8 protein-coding genes are annotated in these 18,548 nt (G+C 41.1%); 3 read left to right on the top strand and 5 right to left on the bottom strand.

The genetic code is table 11. The features are described 5' to 3' along the window. Positions 1-1,053 precede the first annotated feature (1,053 nt). The 5 genes from HMPREF0666_RS10740 to HMPREF0666_RS10720 all read right to left on the bottom strand — a co-directional run bounded on the left by HMPREF0666_RS10740 (position 1,054) and on the right by HMPREF0666_RS10720 (position 14,507). On the bottom strand, positions 1,054-1,551 hold the full coding sequence (locus HMPREF0666_RS10740) for a hypothetical protein (RefSeq protein WP_009012392.1): 498 nt from the start codon (positions 1,549-1,551) through the stop codon (positions 1,054-1,056). Beyond that, the gene (locus HMPREF0666_RS10735; RefSeq protein WP_009012391.1) at positions 1,548-10,883 is read right to left on the bottom strand and encodes an RHS repeat-associated core domain-containing protein; all 9,336 of its coding nucleotides are present in this window, start codon (positions 10,881-10,883) and stop codon (positions 1,548-1,550) included. Before HMPREF0666_RS10735 ends, HMPREF0666_RS10740 begins: the two co-directional genes overlap by 4 nt. 83 nt (positions 10,884-10,966) lie before the next feature. Beyond that, positions 10,967-12,526 carry a T9SS type A sorting domain-containing protein gene (locus HMPREF0666_RS10730; protein ID WP_009012390.1) on the bottom strand — a complete coding sequence of 520 codons (1,560 nt, stop codon included), beginning with the start codon at positions 12,524-12,526 and terminating at the stop codon, positions 10,967-10,969. A gap of 35 nt (positions 12,527-12,561) precedes the next feature. Next, complete coding sequence (locus HMPREF0666_RS10725; RefSeq protein ID WP_042856287.1) at positions 12,562-13,764, bottom strand: outer membrane beta-barrel protein; 1,203 nt, start codon at positions 13,762-13,764, stop codon at positions 12,562-12,564. A gap of 17 nt (positions 13,765-13,781) precedes the next feature. After that, a complete protein-coding gene (locus HMPREF0666_RS10720) occupies positions 13,782-14,507 on the bottom strand; it encodes an outer membrane beta-barrel protein (protein WP_009012388.1) in 726 nt (241 codons plus the stop codon). 697 nt (positions 14,508-15,204) lie between these two features. Here HMPREF0666_RS10720 and HMPREF0666_RS10715 point away from each other — a divergent pair. The 3 genes from HMPREF0666_RS10715 to HMPREF0666_RS10705 all read left to right on the top strand — a co-directional run bounded on the left by HMPREF0666_RS10715 (position 15,205) and on the right by HMPREF0666_RS10705 (position 18,489). Next, entirely contained in the window at positions 15,205-16,395 is a 1,191-nt protein-coding gene (locus HMPREF0666_RS10715) for a hypothetical protein (protein WP_009012387.1), read from the top strand. A gap of 223 nt (positions 16,396-16,618) precedes the next feature. After that, the gene (locus HMPREF0666_RS10710) at positions 16,619-17,821 is read left to right on the top strand and encodes a hypothetical protein (protein WP_009012386.1); all 1,203 of its coding nucleotides are present in this window, start codon (positions 16,619-16,621) and stop codon (positions 17,819-17,821) included. Positions 17,822-17,931: 110 nt separating this feature from the next. Further along, positions 17,932-18,489: a hypothetical protein gene (locus HMPREF0666_RS10705; RefSeq protein ID WP_009012385.1), complete on the top strand. Its 558-nt coding sequence runs from the start codon at positions 17,932-17,934 to the stop codon at positions 18,487-18,489. Positions 18,490-18,548: the final 59 nt, after the last annotated feature.

Below are 18,548 nucleotides of genomic sequence, written 5' to 3'. Positions count from 1 at the left end.
AGGTTACCTGCTGCATCATAGGTCATGTTATAGCCTGATGGCTTGTCACCGTTATACGTAGTTAAACGGAAGTGTACAACTGCAAATATACAACTTTATTTTGTAAATGGGTCTTTAGATCATGGGAAAACGGGGATGGATAGGGTGTTGTGCGTGTAAATGTAACCAAACGAAAAGTATCAAAACCCCTAATTAAGTTTAATTTTTAGTTGCTGTCACTTTTAACACTTCGTGTAATGGGTTTATATTCAGACGGTTAAAAGCAAAGGAAGAGTGACAGAAATGACAGCAAAATCAGGAACGGTATGTAATCGGCTTTTGTCCTTGGGTGGGAAAGGGAGACTGATAGTTATGGGATACGCCTGTTAGTGGTAAAATGCTCCAGCTCAGGTTCTTGTAAGATTATCCGTCTTGACATATACCACCGCACCATTACGGACTGATCGGAAATATGTTTACAGGAGATAGAAGCTGCATGTCCACAAAATCTGGAGTTATGCAAAGCATTCGGACTTGTATGCCATTCTCTATCAAAGACTTACAAATGTCTTTCTAAAAGGTGCCCTTTTACGCTGCAAAAGGGCGTCTTTCACACCTCAAAAGAGCATCTTTTACTTTGCGAAAGGGCATCTTTTACTTTGCAAAAGTCCATCTGCTATTTTCATTGTATGAATCTTTATTACAACCTTTCTTATGTCCTTTTCCCTTTCATAACGAGCGAGTATCTCTCCCACTGCATTATTATAACAACACCATAAAAACAAACCACCTTTCAATTTTCCTGTCACCCCCGTTACTCCTCTCTATGTCACAACATATTGATAACAAGCCGTTTACACGAAATGTTAAAAGTGACAGCAACTAAAAACCAAAACTATGTTAGGAGTTTAGAGTAACTATGGAACCTCTCGTTCATTTTTCGGCATAAATAACGCCTTTCCATTAGTGAACACCAATAACATTGTAAAACTAAGGATTCAACTTGCTTTATCACTTAAAGCCATCAAGCGGTTGTCCTCTTGAATAGATTATTATATCGATTGGAGAAACAACTTATGGAGTATTCTCTAAAAAACATTGGATATTAAAATCTCTGATATTTATAAATGGTAGAATATTTTTTACTGTGATTATGCTTTTAGTGAAGTTAGGTTTAACGTGTGTACCTACAATTCTATATAAGAAGAAACCACCTTTAGTCCACTTAAAATAGAAATCGCGATTGTAAAAATTATCTCCTCCACCATATTGAGCTTTAAGTATAAAGCCTGTCCTGTATTTATTTATATTAATATTGAGATTTTTTATGTCATCTGCCGATGGTAAAGTTTTACTTATAAGCTTCTTTTTGTCTTTTTTAATTAGAAGTATTTTGGTCAATCCTTCCGTATCCGTAAATTTATTAATTAATTGGACAATTATGCATTTTTGTCTTTGAGTCTGTATAACGATAGAAGTATCTATATCATTCTTTAAAGAAATAAGACTATTAGCCTTTCCTATTTGAAAGGGAAAAATGATAAATGTAATTAATATTATAATCTGTTTCATCTTTTCTCTATTTTCCAAAATATTGAACGTCCAGCTGTTCCTGTAGCCTTCAAATTACGATGTGCACCTGCGGCTTTCGGCCAGCTATAGGTAAAATAACCATTCTTCCAATTATTTGTATTCGTAAAAACAGCTGCAGGGATTATATATTTTTTGCCATAATAATTAACAGAACCCTTCGGGTATCTAGATTGTTGGCTCTTGAGGAAATCATTGTATATTTTTTGTGAGATCAATACCGTATGATATTCTTCAAATTTGTTTTGTGGAGAACCATTTGGAGATGATAGTCCCCAAGCTAAGAAATCAGTTCCATCCCAAAATTGCGCTCCGTCTGTTGGATCAAATTTACTTGTGAGTGCATCAATAACTCCAGCACGAGCTGCATTTGCCTCCCTTGAACCATCCGAAGTGGAAATACCTTTCTGCTTATCTGCTTTTGAAACGGAAGAATATTTTGTTAGCAATAAATCTAACATGGTTTTGTGCTTTTCATCAGCTCTATTCTTTACCGTATGAGCAAGCCAAAGAGCCTCCTTTCCGTCATTAGTACCTGCCTCATGAGAAATTATATTCGCAACCCGTTTAAAATCAGAGTGCGCAATATCTATTTTCTTCGCATTAATAAATTCCCCATTCTTTACCCCTGTCGCTAAATAAGTCAAATTGTCTTTTTTCTTATCAGTTCCCAAATATGATCCATTTTTTGCATAATAATCGCCTTCACCTGTAGGGTCTATCAACATAATAGGAGAGCTATGACAATAAATGTAACTACCAATGTTAATGTATTTCTCTGCTAAAGGATCCACCCCATACCAAATACTTGCCATAGGATTCATGTACCTTGCACCATAATAATACAAGCCAGTCTCCTCATCGAACTGTTTGCCGTTGAACTTATACGGCAGGTCTTCGGAGCTGCTATGCTCGTCAACTAACAGCTCACCATAAGGCAGGTAGGCATCATACTGTGTGATGTTGGCTTTATCATCTGTGATGTAAGATGTACTACCGAGGTGGTCACTGTGATAGAAGAAGGTTTCTTCACGTGTAGTATCATTAGGAACATAGCCATAACCAGCCTGCGGGTCATCAGGGTTACTCGGGTCGTTCCAGCTTACAGGAGGACCGGGGTTGGTATTTGGTGTGGTGTTAGGATGTGGAGTCTGAATCCAACCCTGTGGCACATCATGGTTGCCGAGTTCGGTGAGGACGGCATTATACCCTACACCCGTGTTCTCTGGATCACCATACGCACCCTTCTCTGTTGGTACACCAGGTGCAATGCCCTGCTGTTTATAATACGCTTCCTTCTGACGTTGGATTTGATTCATACGTTCAGCGTAGTCCTGCTGACCTGCGGTTACATATGAGCCGTTACGTCCATAGACATTATTGAACAGACCCGTTCCTATCCTTGAAGCAACTCGTTTGTCACCAAGGAAGTAATGTTTCGTAAAGCGATTCTTATTTACAGAGAGGATACTTGCAGGATAAAGCGTGAAGTTATCCGTCTCGTGGAAAGTAATACCCTGCGGTGCACCATTGATATACACACCCTCCATCGTACCGTAACTCTTCATGATGCGTTCACCAGCAGCATTATAAGTGTAACGACTCGTTTTTCCGTTATCGCTTAAGACCATCAGTCGATTGTCTTCATCCCAATACATCTCACGGGTAGTGTTCGTTGAGTCGTTCGTTACCAGTGTAGGATTACCGTTGGCATCGTAGGTGTAATGGTCGTGTCCAATCTGCGTTGGAGCCGTCGGGTGGTTACTGTCTTCATACTTATAAGTAAAGTTATAAGACTTGGCAGTTGTTGTTGAGTCCACTTTCTGTACCTTCGTCAGCGGTTCACTCATCTGTCCGAACGACATCACCATATCATACGATGCACGCTTCGCCTTACCACTGGCATGAACAAGGCGGTTCAGCTCGTCATACTCATACGTATGCGAACTCCTTCCTCCCAGCTTCGCCTTGTTGAGTTTCGTCAGCGATGTTGGGTTGGCAGCATTCGTAATACCGAGGATATTATCCACGGCATCGTAACGATACCTGTTTTCCATCACAGTCTGACCATCCGCTGTAAGGTTCATCACCTGCAGACGTTCACGCTGCTTATCGTAGGTATAGGTTGTCTCCGTGCCATTACCAAGCTTCGTATAGACCGTATGACCCTCCTTGTCGTAACCTATCCTATCAACAATAACGCTCTGACGTCCTTGTTTATTGCTCGTCATGCTCTCCACCTGTCCTGCAGCATTGTAGTGATAAGTCACCACTTCACCGTCAGGATAAGTCATCGTCTGCACACGGTTCCAGCTGTCATACGTAGCACCATAGACATAAGTCCTGATATCCGCCACACTCGCCATGACTGTACGGACAGTCTTCGTCACCTCACCCTGTCGACCGTAGTAGTAGGCTTCACCGCCACTCGCATCCTCTACGAGGGCAAGACGACCGGCACGGTTGTACTTATCGCCAGCCTTACCATAGGTATAAGTAACACGGTTGAAGAGATTTTCGGGATAAAGCACCTCGTGAAGCCGTTCGAAGTCGTAGGTGTAAGAGATGTAACCCTTGTCAGATATCGACTTCCTAAGCTCTGCCGTGAGTTTCGTCAGGAGGTTACCTGCCGCATCATAGGTCATATCCGTTTCACCAGCATCAGGATGGTTCACCATCAGTTTGCGACCAAGCAAGTCGTAGGCATACTTCGTCTCCTTACCGTTAGGATGCTGAACCGTCATCACCTGACCGACAGGGTCATAGCTGTACTTCACCGTGATATCCTCACCACGGGCATGCTGCACCGTTTCACGGTTGCGTCCCTTGGCATCCGTATAGCTCTCCGCATGTCGTCCCAGTGCATCCGTGACCGTTGTCTGGAGCATTGGTTCACCGTCATGGCTACCGATACTGTAGGCTGTGCGTGTCACACTGCCGTCAGCAAGCGTAACACTCATGGTACGGTCGTGCGCATCATACTCTGTCTTTGCCTGCAGATCACCTGTAGCATGGTTGTAAGTACCAATATTACCATGGCTCTCCGTCATTGGATAATAAGCCGCAATATTACGTCCAAAGGCATCGATAACAGCCCTCCCACTGACGATGGAGACCTTTTGATTGCTGCCACCAGACCACACCACACCTGTCTGCTTCGTCTGGACGGCACGCATCAGCGAGTCGGCAAAGGTGTAGGTATCTATGTTGCCTTCCTTAGAATAATGAATGGTATGTGCCTTACGCTCTGCAGGGAAGTACTCAAAGCGGATAGTAAACGGCTGACCGCTCTCTATCTCATACGGAGCACGGATTGTCTGTTGTCTGCCCAGTGCATCGTAGGTGTATTCCATCTTCTGTCCGTTAAGGTCGGTCGTTACAGACGGAGCATTCCAAAGACCATCATAAGCCGTACTGGAGCTATAGCCGTATGCATCCTTGACACTTGTCACAAGACTGTGATAGAGGTCGTCATACGTATAAGCATAGAACATACGCTGATGGTTATAGTTCTCCGGCTTCGTCATGCGTGTGATGTTACCATAGCCATCGTAAGTCATGTTATAGACTGATGGCTTGTCACCATTATGGAGCATGATTTCCGTTATCTCACCGTTACCGTCCACCTTCGTGCTGCGTTCACGATAAGTCTTACCGCCACTGCTGACAGTGATATGGCTCGGGATACTGACAATATACTTGTCGGCTATCTTATGATAGTTGATATCTGCCTCTAAGCTATAGCCCGTTGTAGTCTCCTTATATCCCTGTAGGTTACCATAGTCATCGTAGGTATTGCTGACAGCAACCGAAAGACTGTCCCCACTGGCTTCATCAAAGTTACTTTGAACGAGTGTCTTTAGGGCAGGGAAGACAACAGCATCAGTCGTATTATTACCAACGGCGAGTGTCTTCAGGTCGTAGTCATAGACAGCTCCCTGCAGTTTCTTTCCATCAGCGGTATAGAGATATTCACTCGTAACAAGTCCATGTGCATAGTAATCCCTGTTCTTACCATAGGTCTGTACGGAGTAACGATAGAGTCTATCACCATTCTCAGTGTCTATCTGATTGGTACGTACCTGCTTGAAACCATAGAAGTCACGCTCACGGCGGTCACGATAGCCACCGCTATATTCAAAGGTATTCCTGCTTCGTACCGCTCCGTTCTCCTTGTATCCACCTGTCGTCTCAACCGATGACATCACCCAGCGACGTCCCGGCAAGTCGTAACTTGGAGTTGTCTGCTCATAGTTGATATTGATATGTCCGCCGAAAGGAAGCGTCACAGAGCGCAGCATGTTCGTTCTTCCCGTAAGGTTACGGTAGACTATAAGCTGCTTTGCCCCATCAGCAACAATAATGTCTGGATGTCCGTCACCGTCGATATCCCTTAAGGCAGTCTCAGTATAGCTGACACCATCAGACAAAGAACCTACTCCTTTGAATGTAAGTCTGAATTTCAATATCCAGATATGAATAGGAATAGAGACAGAGAAATTACCATACTTAGAAATAGAAGTTGCTAAAGACTGATTAATTTGTCCATTTACCTTATGCGCATTCGGTATGAAACCAGCACCGGTATTGAAGGCTATATTAATTTTTTCCCCATCACGGGTAACCATGTCCGGTAAACCATCATCATTGACATCAACAAAAGAGTTGTTGTTCTTTGTGGTAGTACGAGTTCCATTAAACCCAAAAGATATATCTGCACTTCCAAGAACTGGAATCTTAGTTCCTAAACCAGCCCCCCAAGTACTATTTTCAGAAGATTCCACCGTTGACACTCCACTGACTTGTTCATCAGTGAAATTATAACCAAGCCCATATTTAACCTTACCATTATAGAGCATATCAGGGAGTCCGTCACCGTTAAGGTCTGTCCAATCCCTTTCTGTATGGGCTTTTCCTGAAGTGAAATCACCACTGGCACTCACTGACGCTTTTGAGACATCATTTCCATTTGCGGCATTATGTCCTGAAGCATCAGCATTATTTCCATTCTCTGTTTGGCCTTGTGCCGGTTGAGGGCTTATAGGTGTAGCTGGCGCATCATTAGAATTATTACTTTTTTTCTTTGCTTCTTTAACAGCATTCTCTGTGGTAAGACTTGCTCCAATTGTCCATGCTTCAGATTTGAATTCTGGTTGTCCTACATCTATCTTCATCCGTTCACTACCAAGAGCTCCTGTAGATTTCGTATATTGTGCAATAATAGTACCATCATTATCATCCAGCCAGTCTGGGTAACCATTGCCGTTGATATCCATTAAAGCAATCTTGCTGTAAGAGGTCTGTGTAGTCTTACTTCCGCTTAGTCCTGCAAATAAGAAACTACCGCTGACACTATAGCCATTACTCTTTGAACTGCTGACAAGCACTGGAGCAGACAGTTCTCCTGCATTTTCTGCATAGTTGACACTATCTATCTGGATTACATCCTCACCTATACGGGAACTGCTTATAGTGTCTACAGTAATGAAAACATGTTCTGAACCTCCGACAAACATTCTTCTATTCGTATTATAACCCATCACCAGAAAACGCTGTTCATTGATTGGAGTAAGGCTCTCTACAAGTTTATTCCCGTCATGTGTAGAATGATAATGTTCAGCAATATTCTTGTATTTCTCCCTGTCAATCATCAAGGCAGACACTTCGATAGGTCGAGAGGCGTACGCCTTGTTACCATTATAAGCAAACTGTCCCCAACCACGATAGAGGCTGCCATAGTCAATCGAGTTGTATCCAGAGAACACACAGGCCTCCAGCGTGTCAACAAGTACACGTTGCTCAGAAGTAACAACAGTAGAAGTAGCACTCTGGTAAGAGAGACTATCGCGTAGAAACCGTACCTTAGCTTGAATTGATGCTGACAGTTCATTTGATATAGCAAAGGTTGCCGTTACCTTTCCTGTAGATAGCCGTCTGATAAGTGTAGTATCATTAATGGTGATAGTATCAGCCTTAAGTGTATTGGAGGTTCCTAACCAACAGGTATGATGTAGTACCGGCAGTCCATCTTTATCATGTAAAGTAAGATAGACGGCTGCAGTATCCTTGTCATTATCCTTATTCTCACGCAGGACGGAAAGAACTGGCACAATAGATAGTACTGGACGGAATTTTTTACCCAAAGATGTTACATCAGGCTTTAGGTTTCTACTTGCAGCAATACTGACAGGCTTGTTGAACATCTTGCGGGAAGCAACAAGACGGACAACATCTGTTTCATCATCATAATGGTAATTGCACTCCCATCGGACTTTGGTCCAGTCAATTGGCGAAGTTGTCGTAATAACAAAATTAAGAGATATTGAATCCTCCTCGCTCACATCAGCAATATAGTCATATGCTCCTTTGATAATTGTATCAGCTGGAAGAATGATACGTTTAATGATGGATTCTCCATGAATATCCTGCCGTGTGACAGTAAGCATGACATCATCAGAGGTTTTTTCCTTTGTATAAGGGGCATGAAGCTTTACCTTACCTGTACGGTTGAAGACAGCAACATCGCTTTCGCCCTCAATGTAATCAGCTTTGCTGTCGTATACTTTCAAATCAGATGAAAGATACTTATCCTTACCAACTGGTAAGGAGGTATAGGTAATGATTGGATTCCAAAGCACTTTGTCATCATCTCCATCATATCTGGACTGAAGACGGAAGAAAAGTCTGTCACCAGCCTGTACACTACAATTAAGATTATATGTTTTACTTCCAGCCTGCAACAAGGAGTCTCGAATCATGAATCCCTCATTCTCATGCTGTATACTATATATGATACCATCACCTTGGCTATTTATCTTCTCAATCGTACTCTTAATATTGACTGTTCCGTCAAATGGTGCACGCCACATACGGACAGCATCATTCAGCGGATATTCCTTTTCCAAAGAATCACGAATGAGCCTGTAGTCTGGTACGAAATGGCTGTCTATGGCAGAACCTTTCTCTATAACAGGATTAGCTGTAACACCACTTTTTGGAGTAAAGACAGGCTTCCCATTTATTATATGGTTAAAATAGACACGTCCATTTACGGCTATATCCGTAAGGCCGTCACTGTTAAAGTCATAGAGAAAGGTACTTGTTCTGTCCTTACCAGTTGTACGAGTATAACTGATACCCGCAGACCCCTTAGTTTTACCGACTTTACCTATCTCAGCTGCAACTTCAGCACTAATGGAGAAACTTTTACTCTTTCCTTCTGAGAAGGAATTGACCCCTTGTATTGCGATAGGGTTACTAAAGGATGTCTTTACAGCATCAGAATTCAAGTTCTTACGATAGAACAATTTGCCGTACTGTTGAAAAAGTTTATCAGGTAGCCCATCACCATCTATGTCGACAAAAGCAACTTTGCCAATATTTCGACTCGAACTGTGCGTACCTGTCGTTCCGACATTCAGTGTTCCTATAGTAAGACCGAAGCCGAAAAGCATACCCATTCCGACAGATTTACTTGAGGAGTAACCAGCACCCAGCATACTGAGATTATCATTACATCCACGAATAGTGTGTTTCAGCAGTGATTCATAGTCGTCAGATTGAGCTTTCCATAATTCTGCCTTAGAAGAGAAAAGTCCGTTCTTGAGATCATTGTAATAGTCAAAGGATTGTGTAGCAACCTTACCATCCCTACTATCGTGCTGTTCAATGCTCTTTAGCAGTATTTTTCCAAACGGCCCTTCTTCATAGTTTAAGGTATAACTGCGGAGCTGCTGACCATTATTCTTCACAGTGACCTTACGGAGTAGCCCTTTGTCCTTTTGCATTATGCCCAGCCTTCCGCTACTCGTTACATCTTTTCGGTCTGTGGCTATAGAGTCAATATCGAATTCTATGCTATACAGTCCTTCTGTCTCCCCGAATCCTGTCCATGTATAACGTTCTGGATAAAGGTTATTGCCAGACTTCATGTAATGGAAAGCGGCAAAGTTTCCGTGAACATCGGTAACACGGTCAAGTGCCCATTTGATACGGTTCCCTTTGGTGTCGGTAAGAGAAGTAGCATCACTGACATGACCACCATGACCACCATAACTGTAGACTGTACCATCCTTACCAGTCACTTCCCAGTAATAGTTCTTCGGGCTGTTACCCTTTCGAATAATCCTACTGAAACCACCTTCAGTCATTGGATAGAACTGCTTGTCAGCTTGTCTTGCCAGAGAATCAGTCCTACGATAGAGTCGGTCACTGAGCTGCTGTCCCATGAGAAGATAGCTCTCAGTCTCTGACTTATCATCAAAATGTGGTACACCCCATCGAGTCTCTATGTCAATGCTCTGTATAGGAAAGCTCCATCCATAGCCAACAAAGCTACTACTGCCCTCGCTGCTATACTGTAAGCCGGCACTTACACCAATATCATTACGCCCCGCAGGAACTTCGAAAGGATAGGACAGTGACGCCGTACCATTCTGATTAGCTGATGGGGCTTCGATCTGCTGAATACCCGCTGCTGGGTCAGCAGCCTTCAGTTCACTGATACCTGTAGGGACATAATTCTGTGTTTCAGGGCTCTCAGGAACTTTGATGATACCATTGATGACATCTGTAAAGTGAGAAGTCTCCGCCATTGCCACTTCACGTCTAGTATCAATACCTTTCGACTGAAGCATTGTCCAGCGTTGGTGCAGTTCATCATAATAATAGGTGTGGATATCATCTATGGTATAGCCTTTCGGTATCAACGTGCTGTCGTAAGGTACTGCGATACTTGCCAGATGATGGACGAAATGATTGCCATGAGGTAAGAAGCGATAACCTGACACTGTATCTGTTCTTGCCATCAATGTATCACAACCACCTGTAACGTTCACCATACCAGTAGGCAAGGTTGGTAATTCACCTTTTCTAAGTGGTGTAATACTAAGAACTTTACCCTTTGCCATAGCCTCACGTGGTACGGCAAGCTGGGCTCGTCCAACATTGAGCGTATCGCTGTCGGAGTTGGTAAAGAACTTGCTGACGGTACGTTTGCCTAAGTCTGCAAAAAGTCTCGCAGATTTCCTGTTCGCCTTGTGAGTATCTACACGATTCCCCTTTTGATTTCTTACAATTTCTTTGGAGAATCTCTTCACAGAAGAGTTCTGTACACTGTCCTTGACTTGTGTTCGTAAGGAAGTAGCCTTTCGAGAAGTGCTATCTTTTTGTACAGAAGAGACTGTATCACTGGATAGAGAATCACTGATTACAGTTTCTTTAGTAGAACGATTACTTCCACCATTACAGGAGTTTAGTATGATTCCTGCTAGCAACAGGAACGGAAAGAGGAGTGAATGTGTAGAATACTTCATTATTCTTGCTATTTTGTTTCAGGCCTAAAGGTCCTCAGTATATATACTTGCGTTGGAAAATTTTATAAAGGATAAAAAGAGAATTACTTTCTCACCAGTTTAAATGTCCTTTCTTTGCTACCACTTTGCAGTGTCAATAGGTAAACACCTGGCTGTGGAAGATAGACTTTAGTGGAGAAATATGTATCTGGCATATTGGTCTGACGACTGACAAGAGCTCCACCCGTCGTATAGAGTGCCATGTCCAATGGAGCTGCTTCGCTCAGTTCCACCTGGACACCGACATATCCATTCGACGTTGGATTAGGACTTACACTTACATTCGCAAAGAAATCACTATTTCCATCGGAAGGATTCATGGAAGGAATTTCTGTGATACCCGTCTTAGATATCTGAAACTCATTCTCAGCCTTGTTGCCCACATGGTCTGTCGTCGTAAGAAGGTATTTCCCTTCTATGAGTCCGTCAGCAGACTGTATGCTGTCACTTGTGGTACGATTGAAAACAGACATGTGTTCTCTCTGTAGGGTCATCTTGTAAGGGGCGATACCACCTGTTACCCTGACAGAAAGTGTTCCTGTACTACCGCTCTTCTCCATTGGTTGCTTTACTTCTATTGTCGTAAACATATCTTTGGCAGCTCGTAGCGTGAACACATCACGTTTGCCTAACGGTATATTCTTAAAGACAATACTGTCACCAACAGTCGTATTTGCCTTATGATAGCTTAGAGTTTTGACAGGAAAGCTACCCGTTCCTGTAGGGTCAACGGCAAGATAGTAGCTCTCACCTTCTGCAAGAGGCTGTATCTGGCGTAGCTGCTTACCATCAGCTACAATATCAACATTAGGCTTGTCAACCCGTGTTGCAGTATCCATCCATCTTCTACCGAGCCACTTGCCGTAAGCCTTACTCTGGCGGAAAGAAAGTTTACCATTGTTGTCACCCCAAAGAAGACTCTCACCATCTTCAAGAGGCTTGCTCATACTGATTGTAAGGAAACCATCTTCTTCACAGCTCTTGGCTCTTGTCTTATGCAGGGCAGAGGCTTTGTCTGAGATAAGGCCAGCTATACGGTGGCTATAATCCTTGTTGGTATACCCATTCCAAATAACCTCGCTTCTTGAATTAAGGTAACTGCTGCGAAGACTCACGTCATATTTCAAAGCAAGATAGCTTTCCACACGGCACCGTTCTGTATCAGAAAGGCGGCGATCGAAGACAGTATACTCAACAGTTCTACCATCAAGGTTCTTTACAGGCAACTTAGCATTCCCATTCCGACCGATATGCAAAGTCTGACCATTACCCATATTGGAAGAGGTCGTATAGCTATAAAGTCGCATTTCAGGCAACGAGTCCTTGGCATAATTCATGAATGTACCATCGCCAAGGTTTGCAGTACGCTCAGTTGTCTGCATACGAGTAATAGCTTTTCCGCTTCCAAGAGACCATATTGCCTGTTCTTTTTCGCCGTATACCTTACTTACACCTATATAGGTAAGTCCAGCACCAGCAGAGACACGGAAAGAGGCAGAATCGTGTGACCAGACCATTGGCTTATCTACACCACCAGGGGTCTGAGCTGTAGCTGAAAGAGTGAATATAAAAAAGAAAACTACTGTGAAGTATTTATGTTTCATATAAAGACTGTTTTAATATGATTCGAGGATGCTGCTTATTTAGCTTTGCCAAGTGGAAGACTGTAGCCAATGGTAAGGCTGATAGTCTGAAGATTATTCATACGCTCCTGATAGCCATAGTCATTAGCACTGGTGCGGAGAATATCATTAAATCCGAAACCGTATTCCAGTCCTGCCTCCAGACCATTCTTTACATCAACATAGCCAATCTTAATGGTAGGAATGAATGCTACTCGTGCCTTAACAGATTCTCTCAGATGATCCTGAGTACGTTCTGCCTGCTGTCGATATACCTCTCCAATACGGTCATTAGTAAAATCGATATTACGGCTGCCAAACGGAATAGCAGCACTAATTCCTGCTCCCATATAGAACTTTGGGAAAGCATAGAAACGAAGCAGGACTTGTGGAGTAATGAAATTATAATGAAATCGTGTAGTCTCGGTTACATTTTCAGGTATCTTATGCTCTGTCAGCTTGCTGAGAATACGGGTGTAATCAATGCCCAGCTCAGCACCTAATCTACGATATTGCCATGTGCCAAAGATTCCAATACGAGGATTTACACCACCACGTTCACTCATTGTGAAAGTAGGGCGTATATCATAGTTCTCAATAATACTGCTTAATCCTGAAATGCTGGAATAACCAACTCCAGCTCTGAGTCCTATCCGAAAAAGGTGATAGTGAGGAAAAGAATAAGTTATCAAAGATAGTGATTCTTTCGGATTCTCCTGTACGATGGAGGGCTGACTATTCATAGAGTTGTCAAGAACATGTTCACCTATTTTCAGATTTGTTGGCTCATTGTCTGGTTCGCTCATCTCATGTTTTCTAATGGCTGTTTTATCGTTTACAGATGAAACGTCAGTTGATAATGATGGAGAAAGGATAGGCTGCTCTGACGAGGAATGTTTGCCATTAGCAGTTTTTCTTGTCCTGCTTGATTTTTTAATTCTCCTTGTATTGATACTTGTAACGTTTCGGGGCACATTCCCCAGCTTATTATATACACAATCTGAACGTCCCGAATCCTTCTGCACTTTTGTCTTGTCTAAAGAAGAAGAGACATGCGGTGTAGTAGATTGTGATGGTGCCTTGTCTGCTGTCTTTTGTTCTATACGCTGCTCAGACTCTGGATCGTCATTAACACAGCGTTCTATACCAAAAAGAGTAGCTATGCCAAGAAAGATTCCTGCCAGAATATAACGTTTTTTCCTGTTGCTCTTGTCCTTCATAGATAAACTCATAAGGGTTAAGGTTTAAAAAGATAGCTGATACTTAGCTCTATGTTCTGTCCATGGGTTGAATGTTCTGCCCAGTTATAGTCATTACGCTCTGTCTTAATGGTAGAGTTCAATCCGAGGAAGTAACGTAAGTCTATATTCCAATGCTTGCCTATTTCATATCCAAAACCACCGCCAACAGCAATATCTGACTGTCCTGTCAACTTCTCTTTCATTAGACGTTCCGTCTCATCGACAGTGGCAAAATGATAGTTTGCAAACTTACTGTCTTCTTGATTACTCTCGTAAGATATGCCCTTGCCATTAAGGTTAGCTCCCGCGCGTCCTCCAATTGAAATATTGAAGCCTTTGCGCCAAGGATAAATCTTCAACAGAGCAGATACGCCAATGTAATTATAACGAGGTGTTACCTTATAGTTTAACTCCTTATTATCATTATAGACAAGCTGTGATGCCTTCTGCCAATAGCTAAATCCACCTTCAACACCTATGATGGAACCATCGACATGATACTGAGCAAATACACCAACTGTTGGAATAAACTGCCACTTGTCTTTGAAATTGTAATTGGAATAATAGTCTTCAGGAACAAGGATTTTATCCATTCCTGTGTTGACAGACATTCCACAACCTAAACGGACGCCTAACCGGATAGGTGAAACCTGCGCTGACAAGTTTCCCCCAGAAAGGAATAATACTGAAAATATAGCTGCATTCAAGACTGTTTTCATCATACTCATACACTGTGGTTACATATTGTTAAGATGAGGCAAAAATACAAAAAAGAAAGAAAACAAATCCGAAAATGCACGGATTTAACACTTCCTGTGGTAAAATATTACCGAGGATATTGTAATATTCAGTTTTTATCTTAACTTTGCAATGGGATTAAGTGTTCTTTGAAGCAATGCAGAATAAAGAGAGGGAAAGAAACTCGCTCGTTTCCATCTCGTACCCCTTTTATTCTTTATTCTTTCTTATTTTATTGACTATCTGAAAGATACAGCTTTCTTGAATCTTATGATGGTCTTTTTTGTATGAAAGGCGCGTCATGACCATTGGATTGACAGACAATGGGACATAAAACTGATACATTCTCCCCCATTTACCACGAGTAAACATTAAAGATTCGAACGGTGAATATAACATGCAAATGTGGACTTAGACTAAACACAACGCTATGAATCAACGTCCATCTATGATATAACAAGTCATTAGAAGATTTTATATCAACAACACAATGCTAATATAAAAAGATTTTCTAAATTTGCACATGCTTGCTGAACCCAACCAATAGACATTCCTGTGATGTTAACAAAACGAGCTTAAGCTTACATGCTCATCATTTAACTTGGGCATGATGAGGAGAATTAAAAAAGAAAACGTCGCATCCTTTATCCCTTTATCGCCTACCGCTCAAAAAGATAGAATATGAAACAAATAGTATTGATAGCGATATTAATAGTTTACACTGTCACATTCTCACAGTGTAAATCAGAGCCTGCAAAACCTGTTTCTCTGATGTCTAATAAAAAGGTCAGTGAGAATAGCGAACAAGAGGGAATAACAAAGGATTCTTTAAGATATTGGGGTATTGACAAAAGGGAACTTTTAAAGCACCTAAAACTTCAAAAACTTGCTTGGTATGGTGGTGACTTTCGAGATGATCAATCCAAGCCGAGATATGAGCCGACACGGGAAGATTTCCTCTTGACAATACCATTGGTAGAGCATTATTTATATACGCATGGATGTAAGAAACCTTCAAAAGCGTTATTCGCAAAAAGGATAAAGGAGGTTTTTGGAAAGAGTCTAAAGGCAGGAGAGTTGCTTACAAGCCTTAAAGATGATATTAGTTATGGCTTTGCTAATCCATTCTATGCCGTGAGTGAGAAGGGCTTTATTACTTACAATTGGCCACTCCGTGATTTAATTACTATCAAAAACAATAATGTTAGCCTAAAGAATGGGGTCCTACGACAAATCTTATTATTGAACAAGTTCTTGATTTATAATGATACGGATGCATTGAAACAGTTAGAGCGGTATCAATATCAAGGGGATACAGACGATATTGGCGATTACTACGACAGCTCCCGAATGTTAGAGGATTTATTAAAAGAATATTCTTATTTTGGTAGTCCTGAATTAAATCAATGGTTCTTTAATACGGAAATAAAAAATCCTTTTGCTTACCTTTGCTATATCTTTGACAAAGGGAAAGGGAACAACCTAATCGTTCACCCAGAACTGATAGAGACTATTGAGAGGAATACAACAGGCAAGAACAGTTCTTTCTACAATGATAAGTTCCTAATATATGTGTATCAAGTGTTACAAGATGAAGATGGAATGAACGCCGCACAATTTAATATAGACCAAAAAGCACGAATATTCTGTTATCTGGCAAATTCAGAATATAAGATGCGCAACAAATATGCTGATTATATTCCATCAACCAATTGGGGCCGAACATCTATGACGTATGTGATAATGACCAACTGTAAGAAAGTCTACCAGTATGCACGTGCACACATGTTCTTTGGTATCAGCAGTCCTAAAATGATGGATGAAATAGAACGGGAAGGATTAGGCCTAAACCCTCCTATAGACAACAAGTAGAACAACAATGATGCATAATTCATCTTATCACATGGGAGTCAACACAAGGATATAAGACAGAACAGATGAACATGGTCATTATAGGAGCATTGAGACAAGACAAGATTAACTATATTCGCACACGTTACTTGTGTCTGTTGAAAAGGATTCCATTTGATTGAGCACAACCCCATTCGATATTGTTTTTATACTTTTGCAGTAGGTTATTCAAAGAAAAAGAGAGATGAGAAGAGTATTAGATTTAGCCCTTTTATTAGTACTGACAACTATGCTTGTTCATTGTACTGAAAAGACAAAGCGTATGAACATTGTTACTATGCAGGCACATAAGGCTACACATGCTCATTATGACAGCATAATCAGTATGGAAAAGTTAAAAGAGATGGGCATTGACAAAGGTACCTTGCTAAAACATATAGCATTACAAGAGAATGCATGGAATGGAGGTGACTTCCGTGATGACCAGTCCACGCCCCAATATATGCCTACTGAGACAGACTTCCAACTGACCATCCCCTTGGTAGAATACTATCTTACTACTCATAGCTACAACCGACCTTCTTCAAAGCTGTTCCAAGAAAGGGTCAAATATGTCTTTGAGACTCGATTGAAAATGGATAAGACAAAAGGCTATGAGGGAATTGGAAGCGATGGTGATTTCAGCTTTGCCCTACCCTATTATGCGATTTATAAAGACCGATTCATAACTTACAACTGGTTACTACGCGACCTTTTATCCATAGAGGGAGATAAGATAAAACTAAAATCACAGGTCTTTCAACAAATTAAAGCACTAAATGACTTCATCTTCTATGACGATATGAAGGCTTTCAAACTATTAGAAAACTTACAGGCGCAAGGGGATGATGACGGCCTTGGAACGCCTTATAATGGAGTAGACATCTTAGATGACTTATTCTCTACATACCGTTATTATCAAAGTCCAAAACTTAACCAATGGTATTTTCTTAGGCATGAAGATGAGCCATTTGACTTTGTAAATAGAATCTTTGATAAAGCTCCCAACAACAATATAATAGCACATACATTATTGATAAAAACCATTGAGAATAATACTACAGGCAAAAAGCATGACTATTATGATGACCATTTTGCCAATTACATATATGATCTTATGCGAGATGAGAATGATATGAATAGTAAGCACTTTACCCTTCAACAGAAGGCACAAATCTTTTGTTATTTCGCAAACTCAGAACATAAGATGCGTGAGAAGTATCGACAGTATATCACATCAAACCTATGGGACCCCATGCCATGGACTTGTCTGATAATGCTCCGCTGTAAAGAGGTTTATCAATATGCACGTGTACATAAATACTTTGGTATCAGTAGTCCTAAAATAATGGAAGAGATGGAACAAGAAGGTTTTTCAGACGAATCTGACGGACCAGATCCAGAGTAAATAACGAGAATTTTATATGTATTCTGTTTTACTCCTTAACAATAAATCAAATTCTTTTATAGCATATAGACAGCTACTAAGAATCCGCAAATAGCCAAACATAATTAATTATGAACAAGGTCGCCAATATTAATTTAGACTCATCATCTGCAGGAATAGGTAGGATAGGAGGGAATATACCCATTAATTTTCTTGATAAAAAAGAAGACATAGAAGGCTTTAAATATTACATGACAATTCAAAAGCCTGACAATCCTAAAGAATATATATCTATCTTAATACCCGACAGCTATGATGCAATGATAGCCAATAATATTTATCCCAACTGCTCATTAAAGGTGTTTACTCATTCGTTTTCAGATGAGAGTGAAAATCGTTCTTACACGTTGGAAAGACTTCATAGGTCATCTCTTATGGGGTATAAAGAGGTAAAGAATGAGACTTTTGATTTCGTTACACAAGCTCCAATTCCTAAGTTAATTCAAGACGAGGATTACTATTTTAAGAGATTAGAAGAAGATGGGTTCACCTTCTATTTACAAATAGATGAAGACTACTATCCCGAGGATTTACTTTCTGGAAATTATATCTTGGGGTATGGTGCAATATATTTGTACAAGCATAACAAAACTGGTAAAATAATAGTAGGCTTTTGGCAGTATTCATAATTCACGTTCTTAGTATGCTGAAACCATCATTTCTTCTAATGACAAGAGTAAATGATAGT

This window comes from Prevotella sp. C561, assembly GCF_000224595.1.
GTDB classification, from domain to species: Bacteria; Bacteroidota; Bacteroidia; order Bacteroidales; family Bacteroidaceae; genus Prevotella; species Prevotella jejuni.
The sequence above is the reverse complement of the archived record's forward strand: the minus strand, read 5'-3'. Positions and strand labels throughout refer to the sequence as shown.